At 38.3% G+C, this 24,906-nt stretch carries 23 protein-coding genes and 1 tRNA gene; 12 read left to right on the top strand and 12 right to left on the bottom strand.

Annotated features, from left to right (window positions below; translation table 11 throughout):
• Positions 1 to 5 precede the first annotated feature (5 nt).
• Positions 6 to 82, bottom strand: a tRNA-Asn gene (locus L659_RS0114570).
• Between the two features lie 1,052 nt (positions 83 to 1,134).
• Between L659_RS0114570 and L659_RS0114565 the strand changes: the two genes are divergently transcribed.
• The 5 genes from L659_RS0114565 to L659_RS0114545 all read left to right on the top strand — a co-directional run bounded on the left by L659_RS0114565 (position 1,135) and on the right by L659_RS0114545 (position 7,251).
• Positions 1,135 to 2,514 (top strand): MATE family efflux transporter, encoded by a 1,380-nt coding sequence (locus L659_RS0114565; protein ID WP_024591018.1) that lies wholly within the window; start codon positions 1,135 to 1,137, stop codon positions 2,512 to 2,514.
• Complete coding sequence (uvrB, locus tag L659_RS0114560; protein WP_007583893.1) at positions 2,511 to 4,505, top strand: excinuclease ABC subunit UvrB; 1,995 nt, start codon at positions 2,511 to 2,513, stop codon at positions 4,503 to 4,505. Before L659_RS0114565 ends, uvrB begins: the two co-directional genes overlap by 4 nt.
• Before the next feature lie 2 nt (positions 4,506 to 4,507).
• Positions 4,508 to 5,446: a class I SAM-dependent methyltransferase gene (locus L659_RS0114555; protein WP_024591017.1), complete on the top strand. Its 939-nt coding sequence runs from the start codon at positions 4,508 to 4,510 to the stop codon at positions 5,444 to 5,446.
• On the top strand, positions 5,447 to 6,127 hold the full coding sequence (locus L659_RS0114550; RefSeq protein WP_024591016.1) for a tRNA (adenine(22)-N(1))-methyltransferase: 681 nt from the start codon (positions 5,447 to 5,449) through the stop codon (positions 6,125 to 6,127).
• A 101-nt stretch (positions 6,128 to 6,228) separates the two neighbouring features.
• Positions 6,229 to 7,251, top strand: coding sequence for a hypothetical protein (locus tag L659_RS0114545; RefSeq protein WP_024591015.1), 1,023 nt, complete (start codon positions 6,229 to 6,231; stop codon positions 7,249 to 7,251).
• 4 nt (positions 7,252 to 7,255) lie between these two features.
• Here L659_RS0114545 and L659_RS0114540 read toward each other — a convergent pair whose 3' ends face one another.
• Positions 7,256 to 7,498: a hypothetical protein gene (locus L659_RS0114540; protein ID WP_007583900.1), complete on the bottom strand. Its 243-nt coding sequence runs from the start codon at positions 7,496 to 7,498 to the stop codon at positions 7,256 to 7,258.
• 469 nt (positions 7,499 to 7,967) lie between these two features.
• Here L659_RS0114540 and L659_RS0114535 point away from each other — a divergent pair, with 469 nt between their 5' ends.
• Positions 7,968 to 8,417 carry a methyltransferase family protein gene (locus L659_RS0114535; RefSeq protein ID WP_007583901.1) on the top strand — a complete coding sequence of 150 codons (450 nt, stop codon included), beginning with the start codon at positions 7,968 to 7,970 and terminating at the stop codon, positions 8,415 to 8,417.
• Between the two features lie 88 nt (positions 8,418 to 8,505).
• Here the strand turns inward: L659_RS0114535 and queC are convergent, their stop codons facing one another.
• The gene (queC, locus tag L659_RS0114530; RefSeq protein ID WP_007583902.1) at positions 8,506 to 9,162 is read right to left on the bottom strand and encodes a 7-cyano-7-deazaguanine synthase QueC; all 657 of its coding nucleotides are present in this window, start codon (positions 9,160 to 9,162) and stop codon (positions 8,506 to 8,508) included.
• Between the two features lie 145 nt (positions 9,163 to 9,307).
• Between queC and queE the strand changes: the two genes are divergently transcribed.
• Positions 9,308 to 9,973: a 7-carboxy-7-deazaguanine synthase QueE gene (gene queE, locus L659_RS0114525; RefSeq protein WP_024591014.1), complete on the top strand. Its 666-nt coding sequence runs from the start codon at positions 9,308 to 9,310 to the stop codon at positions 9,971 to 9,973.
• A gap of 272 nt (positions 9,974 to 10,245) precedes the next feature.
• On the top strand, positions 10,246 to 10,989 hold the full coding sequence (locus L659_RS0114520) for a class I SAM-dependent DNA methyltransferase (protein WP_024591013.1): 744 nt from the start codon (positions 10,246 to 10,248) through the stop codon (positions 10,987 to 10,989).
• A 287-nt stretch (positions 10,990 to 11,276) separates the two neighbouring features.
• Here the strand turns inward: L659_RS0114520 and L659_RS0114515 are convergent, their stop codons facing one another.
• The 3 genes from L659_RS0114515 to L659_RS0114505 all read right to left on the bottom strand — a co-directional run bounded on the left by L659_RS0114515 (position 11,277) and on the right by L659_RS0114505 (position 16,212).
• The gene (locus L659_RS0114515) at positions 11,277 to 14,861 is read right to left on the bottom strand and encodes an SIR2 family protein (RefSeq protein WP_024591012.1); all 3,585 of its coding nucleotides are present in this window, start codon (positions 14,859 to 14,861) and stop codon (positions 11,277 to 11,279) included.
• 326 nt (positions 14,862 to 15,187) lie between these two features.
• Positions 15,188 to 15,667, bottom strand: coding sequence for a thioredoxin-dependent thiol peroxidase (gene bcp / locus L659_RS0114510; RefSeq protein ID WP_024591011.1), 480 nt, complete (start codon positions 15,665 to 15,667; stop codon positions 15,188 to 15,190).
• An 11-nt stretch (positions 15,668 to 15,678) separates the two neighbouring features.
• A complete protein-coding gene (locus L659_RS0114505; protein WP_007583906.1) occupies positions 15,679 to 16,212 on the bottom strand; it encodes a glycine cleavage system protein R in 534 nt (177 codons plus the stop codon).
• 359 nt (positions 16,213 to 16,571) lie between these two features.
• Between L659_RS0114505 and bamC the strand changes: the two genes are divergently transcribed.
• Positions 16,572 to 17,633: an outer membrane protein assembly factor BamC gene (gene bamC, locus L659_RS0114495; protein WP_024591010.1), complete on the top strand. Its 1,062-nt coding sequence runs from the start codon at positions 16,572 to 16,574 to the stop codon at positions 17,631 to 17,633.
• Positions 17,634 to 17,699: 66 nt separating this feature from the next.
• A complete protein-coding gene (locus L659_RS0114490) occupies positions 17,700 to 19,070 on the top strand; it encodes a YjiH family protein (protein WP_007583911.1) in 1,371 nt (456 codons plus the stop codon).
• A gap of 53 nt (positions 19,071 to 19,123) precedes the next feature.
• On the opposite strand, the gene L659_RS1000000123490 is transcribed toward L659_RS0114490, so the two are convergent.
• Positions 19,124 to 19,270 carry a DUF2897 family protein gene (locus L659_RS1000000123490; RefSeq protein WP_081709164.1) on the bottom strand — a complete coding sequence of 49 codons (147 nt, stop codon included), beginning with the start codon at positions 19,268 to 19,270 and terminating at the stop codon, positions 19,124 to 19,126.
• 126 nt (positions 19,271 to 19,396) lie between these two features.
• Positions 19,397 to 19,933 carry an acyloxyacyl hydrolase gene (locus L659_RS0114480; protein ID WP_024591009.1) on the bottom strand — a complete coding sequence of 179 codons (537 nt, stop codon included), beginning with the start codon at positions 19,931 to 19,933 and terminating at the stop codon, positions 19,397 to 19,399.
• Between the two features lie 244 nt (positions 19,934 to 20,177).
• On the opposite strand from L659_RS0114480, the gene L659_RS0114475 reads away from it, so the two are divergent.
• Together L659_RS0114475 and L659_RS0114470 are read left to right on the top strand one after the other, a co-directional pair.
• A complete protein-coding gene (locus L659_RS0114475) occupies positions 20,178 to 20,771 on the top strand; it encodes an MlaC/ttg2D family ABC transporter substrate-binding protein (RefSeq protein ID WP_024591008.1) in 594 nt (197 codons plus the stop codon).
• 229 nt (positions 20,772 to 21,000) lie between these two features.
• Positions 21,001 to 22,338 carry an ankyrin repeat domain-containing protein gene (locus L659_RS0114470; RefSeq protein WP_010555074.1) on the top strand — a complete coding sequence of 446 codons (1,338 nt, stop codon included), beginning with the start codon at positions 21,001 to 21,003 and terminating at the stop codon, positions 22,336 to 22,338.
• Positions 22,339 to 22,420: 82 nt separating this feature from the next.
• On the opposite strand, the gene L659_RS0114465 is transcribed toward L659_RS0114470, so the two are convergent.
• The 4 genes from L659_RS0114465 to L659_RS0114450 form a co-directional block, all read right to left on the bottom strand.
• Positions 22,421 to 22,864: a DUF2069 domain-containing protein gene (locus tag L659_RS0114465; protein ID WP_024591007.1), complete on the bottom strand. Its 444-nt coding sequence runs from the start codon at positions 22,862 to 22,864 to the stop codon at positions 22,421 to 22,423.
• Positions 22,861 to 23,415 (bottom strand): NAD(P)H:quinone oxidoreductase, encoded by a 555-nt coding sequence (gene wrbA / locus L659_RS0114460; protein ID WP_024591006.1) that lies wholly within the window; start codon positions 23,413 to 23,415, stop codon positions 22,861 to 22,863. Before wrbA ends, L659_RS0114465 begins: the two co-directional genes overlap by 4 nt.
• A complete protein-coding gene (gene arsC, locus L659_RS0114455) occupies positions 23,415 to 23,762 on the bottom strand; it encodes an arsenate reductase (glutaredoxin) (RefSeq protein ID WP_007581040.1) in 348 nt (115 codons plus the stop codon). Before arsC ends, wrbA begins: the two co-directional genes overlap by 1 nt.
• Before the next feature lie 53 nt (positions 23,763 to 23,815).
• The coding region (locus tag L659_RS0114450) for a M48 family metalloprotease (RefSeq protein WP_024591005.1) at positions 23,816 to 24,906 on the bottom strand (1,091 nt) is incomplete at its 5' end.

The following is a 24,906-nucleotide window of genomic DNA, read 5'->3' as shown; positions in this document are numbered from 1 at the left end:
AAACTTGGCTCCCCCTCCCCGACTCGAACGGGGGACCTGCGGATTAACAGTCCGTCGCTCTAACCAACTGAGCTAAGGGGGAAGCGTCTTGCCTTTCAACGGGGCGAAATATTAATGACCGCGCCGCAAAGTGTCAACATATAAAAGTCATAAATTGAAAAAAGAGGTTTATTCGTTGTTTTTGTGTTCGATCTGCGTGTTTTATAGCTCTATTAAAGTTACTTTTTTAAAAATTTAAGAATAACAATGTGACTTTTATTATTGCTGAGTCTTCAAATTGGTTAAATTAAACACGGTATTAAAGTGGCTTGTTATTAAAAAACAACTCAAAAACATAAAAACTCATTTTTTACTTAGCGATATTTTTCGTATTTAATTCGTTTTTTGTTTTAATTTTCTAAAAATATACCTATGCGTATATTCGCAGAAATATTTTTTGATCTAAATTGTGATCTAATCACTATGTATAAAATGAGTATTTGTTTTATCCGTTCAAAAATAGAGCAATCAATAACTTAACTTTGTATTAAACGTTTTTTTATACCTAACGTACAACTATGTTAAGAAGAAAAATTGGTGAGCTACAGTTTTTAGCGTGAGTTTATAAAAATGCCACAATTAACAAATGGTCAATTGGTTGGATATCACCGAAAATGGAGGCTCTCTCAAAGCCTTTATAAATGCGGGTTTGAATGAGTTATCCACGGTTTCTGTGGATAACTCTGTTTATGAAACTTTAAGAACATCATCGGCACCAATGGTTTAGGGTGCTACAACGATTTCAAGCTTTTAAATCACTATTTTTAATTCAATATAAAACAATGGGTTATGATTTGATGCTGAATGTATGCAACTCGATGAGGGAATTTTTTCGTAACGATAAACCAAGCAGTACCTTTGTGTAAAAAAGCATCATATATCACTGGGTGTTTGTAATAAAAGTTATAAAAATGTGTTTTAATTGGTTTTTGGTGTGTTTAGGCTCTATTTTAACAAAAAGAAGCAAAAACTAAGTTTTACTATTTTTTCGAATCTTTACTTCTTTAATTACTTCAATTGTAGTGATAAATCCGTGGCTTGAACTGCCTTGATGCTTTAAAATGATTCGTTCAGTAAAAGAGGCCTATTTATTTCATGCGCGCAATTTCAAAATCCCAGACTCGCCCAGATTTACTAAACGATCCCATCTTGCCCACATTAAAGACGATGACCATCCCGATGATATTCGGCATGATCACGCTAATGATGTTCAATATTGTCGATACATTTTTTATAAGCTTATTAGGCACTGAGCCGCTTGCAGCAGTGAGCTTTACATTTCCGGTTACCTTTACCGTTATTAGCTTAGCAATAGGGCTGGGGATCGGTACATCGGCGGTAATAGCAAAAGCGCTCGGTAGTAATAAAATAGATGAAGCGCGTTTTGACGCCAGTATTTCTTTAATGGTTGGTGTGGTTCTGGTTATTGTGTTGTCATCTGTTGGGTATTTACTGATTGACCCCATATTTACTTTGCTAGGAGCGGGCGCACAAGTATTGCCGTTAATACACGAATACATGAATATATGGTTTATTGGTAGTGTATTTTTAATAACTCCAATGATTGGTAACTCGGTACTGCGCGCCAGTGGCGATACAAAAACGCCAAGTATAGTAATGGGTGGAGCAGGGCTGATAAACGCCGTACTTGACCCTATACTGATATTTGGTTTTGGGCCAGTACCAGCGTTAGGTATTCAAGGCGCTGCCATAGCAAGCGTTATTGCATGGTCGGTTGCTGTGGTTATTATTTTATATATATTAGCTGTTAAAAAGCGCTTGTTGAGCCTAAAAGCAGGCAAGCAAACAGTGACGGGCGCTATTCGTAAAATATTAAAAATTGGTTTGCCTGCTGCCGGCGCAAACATGCTTACACCCGTTGCAATGGCCGTAATGACCGCTATGGTTGCGCATCACGGGCCAGAGGCCGTAGCTGCATTTGGAGTGGGAAGTAGAATAGAATCTATTGCAAGTATATTAGTGCTTGCGCTATCGATGACATTACCGCCATTTGTTAGCCAAAACTTTGGCGCTGGCAAATTATGCCGCGTTAAAGAAGCGTATACCGGCACACTAAAATTTGTAATGGTATGGCAATTTGCCATTTACGTATTACTCATTGCATTTTCAGGTGTTATAAGCCAATTATTTGGTAAAGAACAAGCCGTAATAGATGTAATTAAACTCTTTATTTATACCATCCCGCTAAGCTATGGCTTACAAGGGGTGATCATATTATCAAACTCATCGTTTAATGCTTTACACAAACCAATGTACGCATTGGTATTAAGTGTCATTCGGTTATTCATATTTTATGTACCATTTGCTTATGTAGGCAACGAAATAGCCGGATTATTAGGGCTATTTATTGGCGCTGCTTTAGGTAACTTATTTACAGCAATAGTGGCATACAAATGGTTTATGAAAAAACTAGAAGCGCTGAGCGGCGAATCGTTACAGGAGTGCAATAATTGAGCGACCATTTTCAGTTAAAATCACATTTTAAACCAGCAGGCGATCAGCCCACAGCGATTAAGCAGCTATGCGAAGGATTAGAAGCAGGCCTTGCACACCAAACTTTATTAGGTGCCACCGGTACAGGTAAAACCTTTACCATGGCTAATATTATTAACGATTTAAACCGTCCAACAATAATAATGGCGCACAATAAAACGCTTGCCGCGCAGCTATACGGCGAGATGAAAGAGTTTTTCCCTAAAAATGCGGTTGAGTATTTTGTATCGTATTACGATTACTACCAGCCAGAAGCCTATGTTGTATCTAGCGACACATTTATTGAAAAAGATGCCTCGATAAACGAGCATATAGAACAAATGCGTTTAAGTGCGACCAAAGCACTGCTTGAGCGTCGCGACACTATTATTGTGGCGTCGGTATCGGCTATTTATGGTTTGGGCGACCCTAAATCATACATGAAAATGATGCTACTTTTAAAAGTGGGCGAAAAAGTAGACCAACGCGACATGCTGCGTCGCCTAGCTGAAATACAATACACCCGCAACGATATAGATTTTAGCCGTGGTACATATCGTGTTCGTGGTGAAGTGGTCGACATATTTCCTGCAGAATCTAGCACCTTCGCAATTCGCGTAGAAATGTTTGATGACGAAATAGAGCGCTTGAGTATTTTTGACCCGCTTACCGGCGCTGTCGAAAAGCATATAATACGCACCACTATCTATCCAAAAACACACTATGTTACCCCGCGTGAAAAAATACTCGGTGCTATCGATAAAATACAAGAAGAACTAAAAGATCGAAGAGCCCAGTTACTCAGTGCTAATAAATTAGTAGAAGAGCAACGCGTAACACAGCGTACGCAATACGATATAGAAATGATGCGGGAGCTAGGTTATTGCTCTGGTATAGAAAACTACAGCCGCTATTTATCGGGCCGTACGCCGGGCGATCCGCCACCCACATTACTTGATTACCTCCCAGACGACGCATTGATGATTATTGATGAATCGCACGTAACCGTATCGCAAATTGGCGCAATGTATAAAGGCGACAGAAGCCGAAAAGAAAACCTGGTTGAGTATGGCTTCAGAATGCCCTCAGCAATGGACAACAGGCCGCTGCGCTTTGAAGAATTTGAAGCTATTTCACCACAAACAATTTATGTATCGGCAACGCCAGGCGACTTTGAGTTAGACCGTTGTGTGGGCGCAATCGCAGAGCAAGTAATTCGTCCAACAGGCTTGCTCGATCCACTTATTGAAGTGCGCCCAGTAGGCGATCAGGTTGATGACTTACTTTCAGAAATTTATAAAAGTGTAGAGAAGGGCGAACGCGTACTTGTAACCACTTTGACCAAACGTATGTCTGAGGATTTAACCGATTACTTAAGTGAGCACGACGTAAAAGTGCGTTACTTACATTCAGACATAGACACGGTTGAACGGGTTGAAATTATTCGTGATTTACGTGCGGGTGTGTTTGATGTGTTAGTGGGCATTAACTTACTTCGAGAAGGTCTGGATATGCCAGAAGTGGCGCTAGTAGCCATACTTGATGCCGATAAAGAAGGCTTTTTACGCTCAGCGCGTTCAATTATTCAAACCATTGGTCGTGCTGCACGTCACTTAGATGGTCGCGCTATTTTATACGGTGATAAAATTACAAAATCGATGGCTAAGGCCATGGACGAAACAGCGCGCAGACGCGAAATTCAGCATGCTTATAATATTGAACACGGTATTGAACCGCATTCACTAGCCAAAAAGATTCTTGATGCGATGGATGTAGGCGAAGAAGCCGGCCCTAAAGATAACCTTAGACTTGTTCGTAAAGACTCTAAAAAGGTACTTAGTGCGAAAGAAATTACAGTGCAAATTAAGCAGCTTGAAACCAAAATGCATGCATACGCAAGCGACCTAGAATTTGAAAAAGCGGGCTCTGTTCGCGATGAAATACATGAACTACAACAACAGTTGATTAATTAAAAATGACAGCAAACTTTACTCCTCTTATTACTGCGCTTGAAGATGCGCCAATTTTAAAAAATGAACTGTGCCGTGTTTTTCATGGCCGTGGCCATAGTGTTGAGGCGTTAAGTCATATTAATTTAGACTTTTATCCGCCTAGTTTGTTTTTGGTTTCGTACGACGAAATTGACGAGAAAACACTAAGCGAGCTTACCGATGTTGTGTGGCAGTGGGCACAAAAAAACCAGCCAGAGCTTATTAGCTCACTTGTGTATCAGCAGCGCGCTGGCGTGCAAAGCCAAAACACCGTGGTTTATGGGCAATTACTTAACCCGCATGTTGTAACCGAAAACGGCATTCGTTTTTTGGTTGATTTACAGAGCCGTCAAAATACCGGAATATTTCCCGATATGCGCAGCGGCCGTGAGTTTGTAATGGCTAATAGTAAGCATGGCAAAGTGCTTAATTTATTTTCGTACACGTGTGGGTTTTCGCTTGCAGCTATGCAAGGCGGAGCAGATCATGTAATGAACATGGATATGAGCAAAGGTGTACTTAAAGTCGGCAAGCAAAACCATCAACTAAATGGTTTTGAGCGCGGCGTAAGTTTTTTACCTCACGATATTTTAAAGTCGTTTGGAAAACTAAAAAAAGCAGCCCCGTTTGATTTAATAATAGTTGATCCGCCAAGCTTTCAAAAAGGCAGCTTTATATTAACTAAAGACTATCAAAAAGTGCTGCGCAGGTTGCCAGAGCTACTTTGTGATACCACACAATTGTTATTGTGCGCTAATAGCCCAGAGCTTAGCGAAGAGGCGTTTAAGGCGTTAATAAACGAGCACACCCAAGGCGCAATTGAATTTGTTGAGCGCCTAGCCCCTACCGAGCGTTTTATTGAAGTAGACAGCGACAGAAGCTTAAAAGCACTTATCTACAAAACGTCACAATCTGCTGATTAAATGAAGCTCAGCAAACGCCTAACTGCCATTGATACATTAATTTCGCAGCATCACGATATTATTTGGGATTGCTGCTGCGACCATGGTTATTTAGGCATGGCGCTATTAAAACGCGCAGCTGCAAACCAGGTTATTTTTGTAGATATAGTCGCCACTTTAATGAACGACCTAGAAGCGCAATTATCATCTATTAATAAATTACAAAAAACCTGTAATAAAAATCCGCAGTGGCAGGTCTTATGTCAGGATGTAGGCAAAATTGAAATTGCTCAAAGTAAAAGCCAAGTAGTTGTAATCGCAGGTGTTGGCGGTGAGCTGTTGTTAAGTTTAATACAACAAATTATTGCTAATAATGCAGTGGATCATTTGAATAATGTTCGTTTTATTTTGTGCCCAGTGCATCACACTTATAAGTTGCGAGTCGGTTTAAAGCAATTAGGTTTAGGGCTTGTAAGTGAGCAAATAGTTTACGACAACAAACGTTTTTATGAAGTGATTGAAGTGAGCTTTAGTAGCAATAATGAGATTAGTCACACCGGTAATAAAATGTGGGATTTTAGTAGTGCAGAACACGCTATGTACCAGCGCCAACTCATAAATCATTATAATAAAATGCTCAATAAAGATAAGCCATACTATCAAAAAGTTATAACAGACTATCAAGAACTCACCGATAGTTAAAAAAGCCCGAAAGTAGGGCGTACATGTGATCTAATTACGACATTGACGACGTAATGTGTTCATAGTTTATATCGCACAACGCGAGTTTATTTGGTTTATTTATGTCAGATAACAAGAGTCACATTAATCATTTGCTTAGCAATGAGCAAAAATGGCAACACAGCTACGAGCAACCTATTTCTTATGCACCCCTTGTGCAATTGGCTAATAGTAGCTGGGTAGTGCCACAACATTTTTTACGTTACAAGCACACGCTTGAAAGCGTAAACGAACTGCTTGATAGTATAGAATTTTCGGCTCATTTTAGAGTGCTTGCTGCACAAAAAGGTGAAGAAATTTACCTGCAGGTAGCAGTGCTGAGCCCAGATAACTATCAAAAAAGTGCATCTGCAAATGAAGGTAAAGCCAAAAAGCTATTATTTGGCAGACGCTGGATAGTAGAGGAAAACTTACCTACTTCAGAACTTATTCAAACTGCATTTTTAGCGTTAAAAGTAGCGCGTGAACATGAAGTAAGAGAGCTTTTTCAGTTAATGCAAAGCGGCGCAACAAGTACGCCATTTAATAACCATCACGACTTACCGGTAATGGCGCAAAACCCTGAGCTTGTTAAAAGTGAAAGTGCTGAAAGCCGTGTTGATGAAGTGCTTAAACGTATTGTATTTGCAGGAAAAAGTATTGAGCTTAAGAGCCAGCAGCAAATAGCCGAGCAACATTTATATACTGTTGAGCTGTTGTGTGAAGATTGCCAACTTAGCGAGTTTAATAGAAAAACAATCGCGTTTTTAACAGAAGATCCATCCGCTAATAGCTTTTTACACGCCTTAATTACAGCATTAGTAGCCACAAGCAATGACTACGTAAACGAGCAATTTAAGTACAAAGGTTTTGCCCGCTTTAGTAAACACGTTGTGGTTGAACAAATAGGTAACTTAAGTATCGCTATGCGCTCGCCAAGTACCGTAGGGCTTTGCTCTATGGGTAAGCAACATGCTAACCAGTTAAATTTTGAGATAGACAGCGGGCGAGCACCACAGGGCTGCGGGCAAGCTATTGGTGGGTTTTTAGCTGCTCACGGCATTGAGCAGCCAGAAAATGCACATTTATATCCAAATTACTTATAACAATTTAAAGCTTATTAATTTCATCTTTAACGCTAAAGCTTGAATCGGTAACAATAGCCTCAAGTGTTTGTACACGCTCTTTTAATGCAAGCACTTGTGCATTTGTTTCAGCTAATTGTTTATGGGCATCGCTGTTGTTGTTTTGCATTTTATGCTTAAACTCAAGATGCTTTTTATACATATCGTAAACCACCCCTGAGCCAACCGAAATTAGCACAATAAGTACAATCATCGTAGTTCCAGACATAATCTCATTCCTTATCATTTTATTATTCGTTTATGGTTAAAGTATAACCTTTAAGCGCTTATGATAAAGCTGACAATTGTAACTTAATTTGTATACTTTACTTAAGCTCAGGTTTGAGCGTGTTCATCATTTATACACTTTAGATATTGTTTAATGGCTAGGGCGTGTTAATCTTTGTGGATTGAAATTTGTTCAATCTAGGGGCGATTAAATCGCGGCGCGAGGTTTGTAACCTAGTGGGCTAAGTAAAAACCGAGCAACAAAGAGTTAATCGTCCCTAGAAAGAACCCAAAGGGCAGCGCATGTTTGGTCTTTATGCTGCGTTATCACCTATTTATGGGGGATAGCCACACTACATAGGCTCTGCCTTGCCTAAAAACCAAACATACTGCTGCAAATTCAATCACCAAAGAATAACACGCCCTAATCTCCATATAATAAACATAATTAGCCAATACAGTGAGTTGCCATGTTAAATAATAAAATACCTCCCGTTATTGTTGTGCTGTTTTTTGCAGGCATAATGGCGCTTATTGCGCATTACAGTGTTATTGATTTCACCGCATTTATTACCTACTTAGCAGCAAGTTTGGTCATTATTGGGTGTGTTTTTTGTATTGCAGGGGTGGTTAGTTTTAAAATAGCAAACACCACTGTAAACCCTAATAAACCTGAGCAAGCGTCAAAACTTATTACTAGCGGCATTTATCGGATTTCGCGTAACCCAATGTATGTAGGTTTTGCATTTATTTTAGCAGGGTGGGGTATTTGGTTAAGTTCCTTGTGGGCACTTTTATGTATTATAGGGTTTATTGCGTATTTAACGTTTTTTCAAATAATACCCGAGGAGCGTGCGCTCACTAAATTATTTGGCGAAGAGTTTACCGCCTATAAAGCGCGCGTAAAACGCTGGCTGTAATCTCTACGTTAAAATTAGACAAACAAAAAAGGCTATCGATGATAGCCTTTTTTTGTTTACAGCAATTGTATTACTAATTAATTGGTGCTTATTCGTATTCTAACGGGTCTGTAATGTTATTTAGTGCAAATGCTTCAAGGCGTTCTTGGCACGCGCCACATTTACCACAGGCCTTTTCACGGCCGTTATAACAAGTCCATGTTTGGCTGTAATCTAAACCCATTTCAATACCGTCGGTTAAAATACCAATTTTAGTATTGTTTAAGTATGGGCTAAAAATTTCTACCGCGTCGTAGTTAGCAATACGACATACATCATCCATTTTTTGCACAAATTCAGGACGGCAGTCAGGGTAAATAGCATGATCCCCAGAGTGAGCGCCGTAATAAACTTGGCCAGCTTTAAGTGATACCGCGTAACCAACAGCAAGCGAGAGCAAAATCATATTACGATTAGGTACAATCGTACTTTTCATGCTTTCTTCTTCGTAATGGCCTTCAGGCACATCAATATCATCAGTAAGTGATGAGCCACCAATGAGTTGGTTAATCGCCGAAATATCAACAATTTTGTGTGGAACGTTTAATTTTTCACACACACTTGCCGCCACTTTAAGCTCTTTTACATGACGCTGACCATAGTCAAATGATAGGGCATATACATCATGGCCTTGTTGCAGGGCTTTATTTAATACGGTAAATGAGTCCATACCGCCGGAATAAATAACAACTACTTTTTGCGTCATATCTGTTTTGCTCTTAGTTTTAATAGAGGTTTATATCAGGGCGCGATATACTACACGGCCGCAGCTTAAATAACAATTTTTGCACAGCGCTTTTTGGTTTTTTAATAGTAGCAATTTGGCTGCTAGGTAGTAAGTGAGATCTCTTTTGTACAAAATTAATGAAGTGTTTGAAACCATTCAAGGTGAAGCTAGCTTTACTGGCACACCCTCAATATTTTTACGCCTGCAAGGCTGCCCAGTAGGCTGCTCTTGGTGCGACACTAAGCAAACGTGGGATGTTGATAATGTATATAAAGTATCGCTGGACGAAACCGTAGAAAAAAAGGCCGACTCAGATCATTGGGCTAACGCCAGTGCAGAGCAAATTTTAGCGCTGTTTCAATCACGTGGTTATACCGCAAAGCACGTAGTAATTACCGGCGGCGAGCCATGTATGTTCGACTTAAATCCAGTATGTAATTTATTACACGAACACGGTTTTAGTACACAAATAGAAACCAGCGGCACGTTTGAAATACTCGCCCCAGAGCAAACATGGGTAACGGTATCGCCAAAAATCAATATGCGCGGCGGTTATGAAGTACTTACCAGCGCTATGAAGCGTGCAAACGAAATTAAACACCCCGTTGCTATGCAAAAGCACGTAGAAGAGTTAGAAGAGTTATTTGCTAAAACAGGCGTTAACCCAAAGCTTGTTTATTTACAGCCAATTAGTCAAAAAGTATCAGCAACTAAATTAGCAATCGACACCTGCATTGCCAAAAACTGGCGCCTATCAATACAAGTACATAAGTATTTAGGAATTAGTTAAAGCGCAGCTTAAAGTTATAGTACGTAGGTTGGGTAGAGCGTAGCGAAACCCAACGAGCCTCCAATTCCACACCGTTTTATAACAACGCTCTATAATATTTAAATACACAGGCCGTATAAGCAAAGCGCCATCCGACAACCCTGTACTTTATAACCTAAAATTTATAACCTAAGATTACATCTACCCTAAAGCTCATATCTTCTTCGTTAATTGTGCTAATTAGTTTACTATGCGCGACTTAAAAATATTCTACTACTTACGACTAGGCTTATATGTCCGCAAATGCACTCTACACCGACCTTTCTGATTACTACGACTTAATGTGCGCAGATATAGATTATCAAGCCCAAAGCAATTCTATTCACAGGCTGCACCAAATTTTTGGTAATGGCGCAAATACCCATCTCGATTTAGCATGTGGCACCGGCCCGCATGTACGTCACTTTATAGATAACGGTTATAAAAGCAGTGGCCTTGATTTAAACCAGCCAATGCTCGATAAAGCACAAATTCGTTGCCCAGAAGCGCAATTTTCATTGCAAAATATGAGTGAATTTAAGGTAACTGAGCATGTAGATTTAATTACCTGCTTTTTGTATTCAATCCATTACTGCGACGGTATTAATAAGTTAAAAGAATGCCTTGCGAGTGTGCATAGCGCATTAAATGTAGGTGGGGTATTTTGCTTTAACACAGTTGATAAAAACAAAATCGACAGCGATTCATTTGTAGAGCACACCGCAACAAGCGAAAATAGCTTCTTCACATTTCGCTCTGGCTGGCACTACAGTGGCACTGGCAGTAAACAGTTATTAAAACTCAGCATAGAAAAAACCACCGCAGATAAAACACTCGTATGGCACGACGAGCACCCAATGGTTGCTTTTAGTTATACCGAGCTTAAAGAAGCATTAAAACCGTACTTCGAAATTCACATATTTGAACATGACTACGACAAAATAACCCCATGGGCAGAGCGCTCAGGCAACGCCATTTTCGTCTGCGTAAAAATTTAAGTTAAACACTCATCAAGAAGAGATAAAAGGTTGGGCAGAGCGCAGCGAAACCCAACGGACCTCCATATTCACGCCTCCAACAACCCCGCATTATATATTTGAAAACGTAGGTCGATAAGCGAAGCGCCATCCGACACAGTAACCTATTCAAGTTTCGGCGAATACAACAGCTAATTAATTATGATGTATGAAGTCAAGATTTGACCCCTTTGGCTTTATTGGCTGCCAACAGCAGCCATTATTTAATTTTTGTATGTTAAATCAGGGGGGGGAGGAGTTCCCGAGCCTTACAATACATCGCTAGGTTCTAGCGATACAGAGTTAGGAAGTGGATAATGTTCAGGGTTGTACACTAAACCTGTCGGAATTTCTAACTCATCAAAGAGAAATTGCAAATAACGATAGTAGTATTTTTTAGCTAAATCAGATCCCTTTGAATGCACATCTTTGTATTCATGCTGATTATGCTCTTTTAAAAATTTGGCATACCAATATATGGCTTCTACGTAGTAATACTTAATATGTTCTAAATTTTTAATACCTAGATTGTAGTAGTTTCTAGCCTTTTCTAAGTCTGATTCACAAAAAGCAAGCATAAGGGACTTTAGGCCAAAGGTGTAGGGGTTAACATCAACCAATAAATTAATATACTCTTTATCGTAAGGTTTTTGCTTAGCCCTCACATAAGATATTTGTATTTTATCTAAATGTTCTTTTGCGTGCATTAAACTAAGATATTCATCAATTTCTGCTAAGTCCAAGGTGTCCGTTAACCATTTATATTCAAAGTGCGTTAAACCAAAAGTTATTGGTGGCTTTTGTTCTAAAATTCCTAAATTTATAGCTGTTGATGACTTAGTAACTGGAAAATTATCCTCACTTATAAGGTGGTATATATATGCTTGATTTCCTTCCAGAGCATAAATGTTAAGCGTGTTTTCAAATGTCATTAAGTCGCCAGTATCATCCTTGTCAAGTTGTTTTAAACTAGTTATTGGTATGTTTTTTTTAACTCTCTGAAAAACACGTTCAAAATCGCCATTAAAGTACTTGCATATATCAATAGCAGTTCCTACTGCTCGGTAATAAGTGCCTGAAAATATGGTGATATTTCTTTCTAGAGTGTTTATAATATTATTTAAAGAGCAAATTGTATTAAATAGCATACAGTTTGTATTGATATAAAATAGTTTATCTTTTTCAGGTATCGAACACTCATTCAAATAATCTATTATTTTTAATATATTCATTTGATTATCTTCAAAAAGTTTTAAAGCAAAACTCCTCTTAGGTTGGTCTTCTGAATCCAGCAAATCTCGAATTTTTCTGGTGAGTGTATTGTTATAGTGAAATACAGAATCAAAAAAAGCCGTGTTTTTTTCTCTATGAATAAATTGTCGTTCTGCGAATCGTCCAATAATCGATTGTAATTTTACTTTGTTTTGGCTTTCCTCAAGTAATGATTTGTTTTGTAATTTTTTTAAAACTTTTTCTTTTATTATATTTGTTTTTATATCTGTGTTTTTAGAATAACCCCCTATTCTCTTTAAATTTTGTATATTGATGCCATCAGGGAAAAGTGCTAACTTCTCTAAGGCTTCTTTTTCATTATCTAGTAACATATTATAAGAATATAATATTGAAGCGTAGAGCGACTTCTTTCTATCGATGTTTACGTCTACAGCATTATCAAATAAGCTTAAATCATCTTCAGATACATTAAAAATATCTGACTGAAGCTCTTTTTTTAATTCTAAAAGATTAGTATTTTGAAATATATTAGAGGTAATAACACTAATGGCTAAGGGGTTTCTATCTAGTAAATTTTCTATGATTTCGTCGCGAACCAACTTTTTTTCTTTAATGGATAGCTTTCTTTTCCCTAAATTCGAAATAAACAATTCGAAAGCTTCGTCTAAAGTCATTGGCCTCAATGTGTGAGGGATTTCACCAGCTATATTAAGAAGTTCACGTGATGTCACTAAGATTATAGCGAATTCCGACATAAAACTTAAAAGCTGCAATATTTGCTTTTTATCTTCTAATATTAAAAGGGTTTCAAAATTGTCTAAAATGATTAACCTAGATTCACCATCAAAATTATTAGACAGATGCTCTTCTAAGTGCTGTGCCTTTTCTAAATTAAAAGGTGAAGCAATACCTGATTTAAATTGATCAAAGTTTATTAGATGTTCACAATCAACAAACGCAACTCCACCATTGAACCGTCCTCGTTCAGCTAAGTGTATAGCTAAAACTTTTGCTAGAGTTGTTTTACCTAAACCTCCACTGCCTATGATATTGACAAAGCCGTTGTCATTTTCTAATTTTAATACCTCACGACTCAAGGTCACTAAATCCTCTTTACGACCTATAAATCTTTTTAGGAGGCACTTGTCTATATCTGAAGGTAATCTAGTTTCACTTTTAATGAATTTTTTGCTTGTATTTAAAGCTTTACTTTTCGAATCAGGTAATGCAATTTTTTCATAATTTAAGATTAAACCTATATCTTCAGCATACTTAATATTTTGCTTATTAAATATTTGAAATATAAAGTTAGTGAGGAATTTTTTATGCACCTTGGTCTCAACCAAAGGTAATACAAGTAAAGGGAACTCTATTCCTTGTAATTTCTCTTTATCTATGAGGGTGTCGGTTAAAATAAATACACCTTTTTTATTACCAAGAGCGGTGTTTTTTTGTAAATCGATAAGGTCTATTTTTGCTAGTGATATGTCTTCATCTTCTACAACTAGACGATTTTTTACAATCTTACTAGCAATAAAAACATAATCATAGTCATCTAGTTGTTGTAAGTGACTTAAAGATAATGTGAAGCAATCAATGCTAAAGGGTAATTTTTTTAGCTCTTTAATAATAGGGTGGTAATCTATATTTTGACCTAAAGGGTTAGCGGATAAAAAGACCACTTTAGTTTCTTTTGCTGTTATCGCAGTTGTTTTATTTTCAATTTTAGTTTCTTCATTGATAACTGCAGGAGTATCAATATAAGCTGCCATTTCATTAATCTTGCTAACAAGAGATTCACCATAATCTTCAAAGGTTACTATCTGAATTGAAGTATCTTTGAGTCTTTTCTCAATTTCACATTTATTAGATTCTTTAATTAAAGCAAAATGAATTTTGCCATTACCTGAAAAAAGATCATTTTGTTTGTTTATTTCTGCTAGCAATTCAGCATCTGCTAAGCTACATCCGATAAATAGTAAATTTCGATTAGAAACTATATTCTTCAACGTTTGTAGGGCTGCTAAATATTCAGTCTCTGCTTGCTCTGATGTTGGGTATAATTTTGCGTAACTATCAGGAGTTAAAATTAATTTTTCAGAATTATCAATATGACCGTGTAAATGCCAGACAATTGGCTTTTGGGAATCGTTATGAATATTTGATAAATTTGCAGCTTTACTATTTTCAATTATTGATACTTGAGCTGAACTTCCTGGGTAGCTCCAAGAAAGGATACGGTCATAATTAAGTGTTATTATTTGTTTACTTAACTTCCATATGGCTTTAGGCAGTTCTGCACTTTTATCATCTAATGTATCAAGGTCTATATCTATTTTTTCTTGAATAAAATTATGCCAATGGCCATTTTTCAATCCTTCATAAGCATACTTAGCAGCTTGCTGATACTCTTCCTCCTCTAAAAAAGCCTCTACTAATTTTGCTTTATTATTTAATTGTTCACTTTTAAGTTTTTCTGCCGCACTTAAAAGTAAGTCTTTCCAGCTAGGAAACACTGGATTTCCATTTTTATCCTTGATTGACATCGAAACACCAGCACCAACCAACGGTATTATTTTTTTACTTGATAGGGCTTGCTGTAAAGATTGAGTAAGGCTCATGATTATAAATCCGTTTTTAAATAAAAAGGCTGAAAGGTAGTTAGCTACATCCCTGATTTGTATGTCAGAATATTGTGCATTAATAATTTTAAATAGACAAATACTGATTGTTTTTAAACATAATAAATTAAAACCAGAAGGGGGGAAATCTTGACTTCATACATCAAAACTATCGACTGCCTATTTATCCCTCGATCATGCTTTCACTTAACCAAAATACTTAATAACCAGCATAAAAAAAGCGTTGCCCTTGAGCAACGCTTTTCTGTATTTGTCTAATAGCTGGTAGCTAACTTACTGTGCCGCTAGCTTATTCTGCTGCGAGATTACTCTGCCGCAAGATAATCCAAAACCACTTGATGGTGATCTTTGGTTTTAAACTTATTAAATAGGTGTTTTATTTTACCGTCTTGGCCTACTAAAAATGTTAGGCGGTGAATACCATCGTACTCTTTACCCATAAACTTTTTGTAGCCCCATACACCAAATGCTTCAGCAATGGCGTGGTCTTCGTCGGCTAATAAATCGAAATTAAGCTCTTTTTTAGTTTCAAAGTTTTTAAGGCGCTTAATTGGATCTGGGCTAATACCTACAACGCGGGTGTTAAATTTAGCAAGCTGTGCTTGCTCATCGCGTAGGTTTTCGGCTTGTACAGTACAACCCGGCGTTGACGCTTTAGGGTAAAAGTACACAAGCACTTGTTGCTCTGTTAACAGCTCGCTTAATGTTACTGTTTCGTCGTTTTGGTTTTGTAGGCTAAAAGCGGGTGCAGTATCGCCAGCTTGTAATGGACTAATTGTGTTCATGTTTAGCATCCTTAACGAATTCGTTTAAAAATATAATCTACGTTTAGTGTGTGAGAAAGGCTCTCAAAACTAATTTTAAATTGATCTATATCTACATCAACAGGTATGTTGAATTCAAGTTCACAACGCATTTTAATGTTGTCTTCTTGGGAATAAGTGTCTGACTTAAGTGAGCAAATACTAATATTATTGTCGGCAAAAAAGCGCGTTACTTTGCTCAATGTGCCAGGGGTGTCTATGCCTGTGTATTCTAGGGTGTAACCTGCACAAAACTCGCTAGGAGTATGACTTGCTGTACGCTTCATCATGGTTAGCAGGCCAAGTTCCATGGCTTTAGTTGGCAGTACGTGCTCTATGCGGCTTATTGCCGACATGTCGCCGCTAAGTAGCATTATGAAGGTAAATTCGCAGCCTAAAATAGCAATACGGCTGTCAATAATGTTGCAGTGGCAATCGCTAACCAGTTGGGTTAGTTCACTTACTATACCGGGTCTGTCTTCGCCAATCGCTGTTAAAACAATTTGATGATTTGAAAATGCAGTCATGAGTTCAAATACCTTGTTACTTGGATTATATCAACCGAGTTGGCAACACCAAAAATACACACGAGAAGTTGCACGGCGGCGAAGTTTAACACAAAAAGGGCTCTAAACTACAGCACACGCTAATTAAGCGCTTTTAAAGTGCGGTGTTTCTTGTTTTTACTGGCACGGGAAAGTACCATAGCTAAAATTTGCTTATTTGCGCTTAGTTTTATTGCTAAGTTGAAGTGCTGAACTTTATTGCATTTAGGCAGCCAAATAATAAATGTAAAGTTAATATTGATTTTACACTGAACCAAATCGGCATTACCCACTCATATATTTGTTAAAACAATTAAAGGGTATGCTAAGGAGAAATATCTGTGCAGTATTGGATCCCAAAAGCACTTGCAGTAAGTGTATTGGTAAGTTTATCAGGGTGTAGTGTATTTATTAATAAGGCACATGACGAACGTAACTATCGTACGCATGAGCCTGTAAAAGCACCAACGTCGTTATCTCAACCAGCTCAAGACCCAGTTTATAAAATGGATGTAGGTCAATACGACAACAATCCTGAAGCTACAAATTACCGCCCACCGGCACAAGTATTAACAATTGCTAAAGGCAGTTGGGTAGAAGAGACAGATAAACAAGCGCGTATTTATTTTGATAAAAACGATGGCATTGCTGATTTAGATGAATTTCTTTGGGACACGATTCAATCAGTCCTCGCTGATAACAATGCAGGAACCACTAAAGAAGACAAGCTACTAGGTACTATTGAAACTGATTGGTACTCAATCATTAAAACCGAAGAAGGTTTTTGGTGGTGGGGCGATGAAGTTAACGATGACTTAGAAAAATTTAGATTCACTATTGAAGAAAAGTCACATCAGCGTACTGCGTCTTTACGTGTAGAGCTGATTGATTTTAAAGGCGACCATACGCTAACTGATTTGTTAAAGCAGCAGTTAGAAGTACGTGCGCTTAACCAAGTAGTGAGCGAGTTTGATTACCGTTACCGTCAACTTGAAGTTGATATGCGTAAACGCCAAGGTATTATTTCTCTTGAAATGGGCTTTGATAACAAAGGTAATGCAGCACTTGTAACTGAGCAATCTTACGAAGCTGTGTTTGACCGTTTCTCTGGATTTTTAGAGCGTTTGTCGTTCACTATTGTTGAAATTAACCCAGATACGGGCTTAATTACTGCTGATTATACTAAACCTGAAACAAGTGTTTGGGATTCAATTTGGGGTGATGACGTAGCTCAACTACCTATTGATGAAGGCCAATACCAAATTTTAGTAAGTAAAACTAAAGAAGGCGGTACTAGCTTAACGTGGATGGATGATAAAGGCGAAACGCTTGAGCCAGGTACTATGAATGGTTTACAACAAGCATTAGAAGCAGCACTCATTCAGCGCGGCATTAAAATTTAAATAATAATAAGTTTTACCACAAAAAGAGCGATATGCTCTTTTTGTGGTTTTTATAGGTTAATAAATATGTCTCAGCTACCTCATCGTTCACACTACACGTGGCGCACTTGGTTTACTTTTTTGGTTCCTTCGTTAATTGGTGTGTTTTTATTTATGACACCCATTAGTACCTCGCAAGGGATGACCATTCCTATTGCCGTTATGGCAAAAGCGGTTCAAGCAATGATGCTTGGCTCTGCTCAAGCAATTATTACTCTCATTATTTGTATTACAGGGGTTATTTCTGTAATTACTAAAGTGTTTAAACCCGCCGCTATATGTAACTCACCTTTGTTAAAGCATTTATTTGATGTGAGCTGGACGTGGCTGGTGGTGCGCTTATTTGGTATGGCGTTTGGTTTAATGACGTACTTAAGCCTAGGCAGCGAGATGATTACCTCGGCCAATACTGGCGCGCTGGTATTAAATGACTTACTGCCAGTGTTGTTTTCGGTATTTATTTTAGCGGGCTTATTACTGCCGCTACTAATTAACTTTGGTCTACTAGAGCTTGCTGGTACGTTAATGACTAAAGTAATGCGCCCTGTATTTGGTGTACCTGGTAGAAGCGCGGTTGACTGTACTGCATCGTGGTTAGGTGATGGTAGTGTGGGTATTTTGATGACTGCAAGGCAGTACGATCAAAAGCACTATACACAACGCGAAGCGGCTATTATTGGTACGACGTTTTCAGCGGTTTCAATTACGTTTAGTTTAGTGGTGCTTGGGCAAGTTAAACTTGAATACTTATTTGCACCGTTTTACGCAACGGTATGTTTAGCCGGTATTGTTGCCGCTATTATTGTGCCGCGATTACCGCCACTGCGCTTTAAAAAAGACTTACTGATTGATGGTACTGAGCCAGATAGAGACGCTGAAACAATTCCGGGTCATAAAACCTTATTTGGTCATTCGTTAGATGTTGCATTAGCTAAAGCAGATAACTCAACGGGTGTTAAAGGTACTATAAAAGAGGGCTTACATAACGCGCTTGATATGGTGTTTGGTGTATTGCCTGTGGTTATGGCGGTAGGTACATTTGCACTGATCATTGCTGAGCATACGCCTATATTTCAGTATTTAGGTATGCCGTTTGTGCCATTTTTAGAGTTATTACAGGTACCCGAAGCGGCAGCTGCGTCGCAAACTATTATGGTTGGTTTTGCTGATATGTTTATTCCGTCAATATTAGCAGCAGGAACAATTGAAAGTGATGTAACGCGCTTTATTATTGCCGCAATGAGTGTAACTCAGCTTATTTATATGTCTGAGGTGGGCGCACTTTTACTTGGCAGTAAAATACCGGTAAATATTTTAGAGTTGTTTATTATATTTATTTTGCGAACGCTAATTACTTTACCTGTTATTGCGCTAATGGCGCATTGGTTAGTAGGCTAAATTAACGAAAATATAATTAAGCGAATTGGTATTATTGAAAAAGCCCTGATTAATCAGGGCTTTTTTGTGTCTATTGCATTTTTAATATTGGCGTTGGGCTTTTTAAACTCCGTTTTTGCAGAGAGTCTAATTAGCGCAATATTACCAATAATAATGGCAAAAACAACGGCGACAATAATTACAATATGCCAAGTTTGCATCGCAGTATCACTTAATATTTAGTACGTTTAAGTGTGACCGTTTTACGCTATAACAGCAATTAAATTACTCAAAACATAATCAATAATTTTAAACGCAATCAATAACTTTAAACACAATCAATAACCTTAAAAATGTCTAGCTACCGAAAGTGTTAAAAAGTTAAGCCCTGGGTTTGGCTCTTTAAAGCCTGCGTTTGAGTAGTGAATAACTCTAAGAGCAACGTTAGTGTGGCCAAAGTCGGCAACGAGGCCTATACGATCTTCAAACTGGTAGTGAGTGCTTATGTTTTTACCGGCAAACTGCGTCTCATCAATCAGTGATACACCAATCCCTGCTTCTACATAAAATGGGGTGTTGTTAAAACTAAATGCAGGAAATTGCAGCACAGGTGACATAGCAAGTACTAGGTTTGATTGTGTTTCATCGCCGTGGCGGTATTCCCACATATTTACGCTGGTTTCAAAGTAAAAGCGTGCATCACCAATTATATTTTGCATGCTAGGCGCATGATACTGATACGCAAGCTTAACGCCGTTTACGTTACCTTCGCCTTTGAGAAAATCAACGGCATAACCGTGGTTCGATTGAGCAAAAGCAAGTTTGCCAAAAAGTGAAACTACTAATACAAAAGAGATAATAAGTGTTTTAAGTGACGTTTTCATAGGTGCCAAATTTTTGTCTGATTCAAGTGATAACTAAATGATAAGGGCGACCTATTAACAATTACAATGAGGACAAAATGCCGGTTGTATATGACCTGTTAATGGAGGTTTCTAACTGCTTGAATTTATTTTAGTTATTTTATTGGTGCGATTTGGGCATTAATAAGTTGCTTATTTGTGCCTTTTTTATTGCGTATAGTTCGCGTAAATTACAGCCATCTTAATCACACAGACATATACAATTATGAAACTCTTTAAACTATTCGTTTTAGCCACTGCTTTTTTTAGTAGTTCGTTATTTGCACAAACTCAGCAATCGCCTGATCAGTTACTTGAATCAGTAGCCGATAAGCTATTTGCAGACATTGGCCAAGTAAATTCAAAAGGCACAGCAAGCAAAGAAGCGATGGCTGCCATTGTTGAAAAACGTTTAATGCCACATATTGATGTTAAGTTTGTATCGTTTAAATTATTAGGTAAACACATTAAAGGCATTGAGCGCGAACAGGCTGTTCAATTTATAGATGCAGTAGAGCATTACTTAACAGGTACATACGCTGGTGCACTAATGAAGTACACAGGTCAAAAAGTAGTATTTGAGCGTAATAACGCAAAAAGCGACTCTGAGTACGCAACAGTTAACACACAAATTATTGTGCCAAATGCGCCTACAATCGACTTAAGTTTTAAGCTTCGTTTAGGTAAAAATGATGAGTGGAAAGTATACGATATTGTTGCCGAAGGCATTTCACTATTAAGTGCTAAGCAAAAAGAGATTATTCAACGTATTTCTGAAGTGGGTTTAGATCAAGTTATTAGCGAGTTAAAAAGTAAATAGACTATTTGTCTGGCTCTGATTAAGCCCAACTCCAACCTCAAAAACGGCCAATTACTTATGTACTTGGCCGTTTTTATATTTGTAAGTAAAGGATTGTTGTTATTGCGTAATTTTGCGCTAGCAGCAAAACAAAGGTGTGCTAGAATATCGACACTTTGATTAAGCGTGGTGTCAGCTAGAAACTGATATAACTTACCACCCCAAGCCACACTGGAGTTGTGTTGTTTTAATGGAAAATGTACTGATTTGGCCAAAGGAATACCCATTACTTATTAAAGGACTGGTAGAACAAAACGGTGCCTTTATTTTAGATGCTTTGGAAGCTTGGCCTGCTTGTCGTTCTACAAATGAAGACGATGGTGTATGCACCACCGTGTTACCGCCTATTTATTATTTGGCATGGCTAACCCCGCTAGAACCATTTGAAGAATGTTACTTTCAACATATCTCTGAATATGACGAAGACGCACAAGCGTATATTAGTGCGGTTAAAAGCCATTACTACGATAATGAATACACCCCTGAAAGCTTAGTGCTTATGCTATGCCAACGCCTTGAAAAATACGCAAGTGTGGCTGCACAAAATACCATAGATACGCCACTGTCTTTAGTTGATTTGTTTTTTAGTAAACGCTATTTCACGTTAATTGAGCATGCGCTAAATAATAAAAGTAAACTTTCGGCAAAAGATACATTAGCCCTTTGGAAAGAAGTTGATTTTAGAGAGCGCTTAAGTGCGTTTATTCCAGAGTCTATTGCTGATTTAGATACTCTTTCTGAACTTGCCAGCGAAAAAGTAGCAGCGGGTAAAGACTATTTTACGTTGCTTACGCAGGTTTCTCCTGATGTTGACTCTGTTGTACTGCTAGAAAAAGCATTATTAACGCACCTACGTAAAAAAACAGCCAAGCAAACAATGGCAATGCGTTTTATTGAGCAAGGCGCTACAGGTGTTCTTGCTGATGAAAACAATAAAACAGCCTTTATGTGGGCCGCCGAAAAAGGCTTTGTAAATGTGGTTGAAACGCTACTTGCAAAGCAAGACAAAAAAGCGGTTGATAATTTAGGTAACACAGCACTTCATTACGCTGTATTTGCTAAAAATGAATCGTTAATGGTGCTGCTGATTAAAGCGGGCTATAACTTTAGAGCGCGCAATAAAGAAGGTTTAAGTTGTTACCGTTTGGCGGTTAGTATTAAAGCTAATAACTTAGTTAAATGCTTAGAGCGTGACTTTGGTATTAAAGAGCTTTCGCCAGAAGGGCAGTTTGATCGAATTAAAAAAGTACATGTGCTGCACGCTATTGTCACTATATTGCTGCCTTTGCAGTTGTTCTTCTTTTTTGATGAAACACTCTCCATTAAAAGTGAGCTGACGCTGAGTTTAACTATGGCGGCAGTGATTTGTTTTTTCTTTGCGACCACTTTAAAACGCTGTGCGTTATATCCACATATTAAACACCCTTGGGGTTTATTTGTGCTTAGAGGCTTTTCGTTTATTAGCTTAATTGCTCAAATAGGGTTGGCGAGCATTGTGGTGCTAGCTGCCTTAAGTGATTTGGTTTAGTCACTTTTAAACAGCTAATAAAAAACGCGCTTAAAGCAATTTAAGCGCGTTTTTTGTATTTATAACCGTTTATGGTTAAGCCTTATTTACCGTGCTCATTTGCTGCTTTTTCTTCAGCTAATTCTTCTTTAAGCTTACGGATTTTTAAACCTTGTTCTTGTCCGCGGTGTCTTGCGTAGTAAGTACAGCCAATAAACATTGAAGAGGCAAACACAAGCTCTAGCAATACCCAAATTAATTCATCAGGAGCGGCCCACAGCATGGTAAGCCCGTGAATAAAATACAGCATTACAACAAAGTTAGCCCACGCATAAGTGTATGTACTGTCTTTAATTATGCCTCTTAGCGGCAGTAGTAACGGAATAATGGGCAAAAATAAAGATGCTAAACTCGCATTACCATTTAGAGGTGGCACAAAATACATCCACAGTGGAATAAGAACAAGTAAACCTACATAGCCAAATAGTGCGGCACGCTGAAACTTTACTGTAATCGGCTTTTTAGCTGGGTTGTCAGCTGTATTCATTTAAGTTTTCTCGCAATGTGAGTAAGGCGTTTACCAACGCTTTGGCATATTTTAATTTCGTCTTTGCTTAGCTGTGCACTGTTAGCACTTCCGGCAACGTGAGTTGCACCATAAGGTGTGCCTCCTGATTGCGTTGCAAGTAATTCTGGCACATCGTAAGGCACGCCCAGTAGCATCATACCGTGGTGTAATAGTGGCAGAGATAAGTTAAGTAAGGTTGCTTCATTACCACCATGCATACTGCTTGATGACGAAAACACACACGCTGGCTTATCTATTAGCTGACCTTTTAACCATAAGTCGCTGGTGGTTTCCCAAAAGCTTTTAGCTTGAGAGGCCATCATGCCAAATCGGGTTGGTGTACCAAATGCCAAACCATCGCAATTTATTAAATCATCTTTGGTGATCACAATGTCGTGCGCATTTTTAGCCACAAAGGTACGAAGTAGTGCTGTAGCACCTTGTTGCTCTATCGACTCTGCTATTTCGTGAGCCATTGCTTCAACTGAGCCATGGCTTGAGTGATAAAGCACCACTATGGTTGCACTCATTATAAAACGCTTAGTACGTTTTCTGGTGGACGACCAATCGCTGCTTTATTGTTATTCACTACAATAGGGCGTTCAATTAGTTTTGGATTTTGTACCATGGCATCTATTAATGCTGATTCACTGCTTTCATCTTTTAAATTAAGTGCTTTGTAGTCATCTTCTTTTGTGCGCATTAATTCACGTACGGATGAAAAACCAAGTTGGATTACAAGCGTTGAAATTTGCTCGTGTGTAAGAGGCGTTTTTAAATACTCTACAACACTTGGCTCTATTGCTTTACTTTGCAGTAGTGCTAGCGTTTCGCGTGATTTAGAACAACGTGGGTTGTGGTAAATAGTAACAGACATAAAATGATTCCAAAGTGTGAATTGCGTCTATTTTAGGGTAACCGCTTGCAGACTTAAAGTCTTGCAAGCTCTTTTTGTAAAAGTCGATACTGGGTAAGTAGTGCTTTTAAACGTTGTTGCTTTACAAGTTGAGTAGGCTCTACAAAGTTTAGTGCTTTTTGTACTTCGTCTGCGGCTTTTAAATAAGCACCATATTGCGCTAATACATCGGCGTTAGCTTCGTGATAAGAGGCTAATTTATCTTGTTTTTTATACGCATCAGCAAGGAGTTGTTTGCCTAAGTTATGATCTGGCTTTTCGAGTAAAAAACTCTTTAAAATATTTTCAGCAAGCTCATATTGCTCAGCTTCAAGTGCTGAGTTGGCATAGTTAAGTGTAATTACCTGATTATTAGGGCGATACTGATTTAAATCCGCTAAAAACTTAACGGCTTCATCTGCCTTTTTTTGTGCAATAAGTAAATCGGTATGGGTATCTATATAAAATAAGTTTTTAGGATCGTTTTTTAAAAGCTCGTCTAATATTGGCGCTGCTTCATCAAGCTTTTTTTGATCAAGCAAGCTTATGGCTAAGCCATACTTTAATGCAGTGTTGTTGTAGGTATTTTCGCGCAGTAGCTTTCTAAATAGATCTTCTGCGTTTTCTGGTTTGTTGTCATAGCGGGCAAGCACTCGACTTTTTGCTAAATTAAACTCAAGGCTCGCATTCATAAGGCGCACAGGAAATTGCTCTGCACGCAAACGTACATCTGATACACGACTCTCTGGTAATGGGTGAGTTAGCAAAAATGCTGGTGGCTTGTATTTATAGCGAATTTGCGCTGCAAGTTTAGTTAAAAACTCACTCGATGCACGGGGATCAAATCCTGCATTATTAAGTGTTTGCATGCCTATACGGTCAGCTTCTTGCTCAGCTGAGCGGCTATGCGTTAACTGACTAAAAGCAGATTGTGTTTGGCTGGCAGATATAATGGCAATACCCGCGTCGGGTGCAACAACGGTTGCTAATATACCTGCAATCATACCGGCAATGGTCAGCGCGCTGTTATCTTGTTGCTGCTGTATTCTACGTGCTAAGTGGCGCTGTGTTACGTGAGCAATTTCGTGACCAAGTACCGACGCAAACTGGCTCTCGTTATCGGCTT

It is taken from the genome of Pseudoalteromonas sp. S8-8, from assembly GCF_000497875.1.
Classification (GTDB): Bacteria; Pseudomonadota; Gammaproteobacteria; order Enterobacterales; family Alteromonadaceae; genus Pseudoalteromonas; species Pseudoalteromonas arctica.
Note: the sequence above shows the minus strand (reverse complement) of the source record. Positions and strands in the feature narration are given on the sequence as shown.

Coding starts and splice junctions, on each gene's coding strand:
- L659_RS0114565 (WP_024591018.1), top strand. CDS start 1,135: ATGCGCGCAATTTCAAAATCCCAGACTCGCCCAGATTTACTAAACGAT.
- L659_RS0114555 (WP_024591017.1), top strand. CDS start 4,508: ATGACAGCAAACTTTACTCCTCTTATTACTGCGCTTGAAGATGCGCCA.
- L659_RS0114550 (WP_024591016.1), top strand. CDS start 5,447: ATGAAGCTCAGCAAACGCCTAACTGCCATTGATACATTAATTTCGCAG.
- L659_RS0114545 (WP_024591015.1), top strand. CDS start 6,229: ATGTCAGATAACAAGAGTCACATTAATCATTTGCTTAGCAATGAGCAA.
- L659_RS0114540 (WP_007583900.1), bottom strand. CDS start 7,498: ATGTCTGGAACTACGATGATTGTACTTATTGTGCTAATTTCGGTTGGC.
- L659_RS0114535 (WP_007583901.1), top strand. CDS start 7,968: ATGTTAAATAATAAAATACCTCCCGTTATTGTTGTGCTGTTTTTTGCA.
- queC (WP_007583902.1), bottom strand. CDS start 9,162: ATGACGCAAAAAGTAGTTGTTATTTATTCCGGCGGTATGGACTCATTT.
- L659_RS0114520 (WP_024591013.1), top strand. CDS start 10,246: ATGTCCGCAAATGCACTCTACACCGACCTTTCTGATTACTACGACTTA.
- L659_RS0114515 (WP_024591012.1), bottom strand. CDS start 14,861: ATGAGCCTTACTCAATCTTTACAGCAAGCCCTATCAAGTAAAAAAATA.
- bcp (WP_024591011.1), bottom strand. CDS start 15,667: ATGAACACAATTAGTCCATTACAAGCTGGCGATACTGCACCCGCTTTT.
- L659_RS0114505 (WP_007583906.1), bottom strand. CDS start 16,212: ATGACTGCATTTTCAAATCATCAAATTGTTTTAACAGCGATTGGCGAA.
- L659_RS0114490 (WP_007583911.1), top strand. CDS start 17,700: ATGTCTCAGCTACCTCATCGTTCACACTACACGTGGCGCACTTGGTTT.
- L659_RS1000000123490 (WP_081709164.1), bottom strand. CDS start 19,270: ATGCAAACTTGGCATATTGTAATTATTGTCGCCGTTGTTTTTGCCATT.
- L659_RS0114480 (WP_024591009.1), bottom strand. CDS start 19,933: ATGAAAACGTCACTTAAAACACTTATTATCTCTTTTGTATTAGTAGTT.
- L659_RS0114475 (WP_024591008.1), top strand. CDS start 20,178: ATGAAACTCTTTAAACTATTCGTTTTAGCCACTGCTTTTTTTAGTAGT.
- L659_RS0114470 (WP_010555074.1), top strand. CDS start 21,001: ATGGAAAATGTACTGATTTGGCCAAAGGAATACCCATTACTTATTAAA.
- L659_RS0114465 (WP_024591007.1), bottom strand. CDS start 22,864: ATGAATACAGCTGACAACCCAGCTAAAAAGCCGATTACAGTAAAGTTT.
- wrbA (WP_024591006.1), bottom strand. CDS start 23,415: ATGAGTGCAACCATAGTGGTGCTTTATCACTCAAGCCATGGCTCAGTT.
- arsC (WP_007581040.1), bottom strand. CDS start 23,762: ATGTCTGTTACTATTTACCACAACCCACGTTGTTCTAAATCACGCGAA.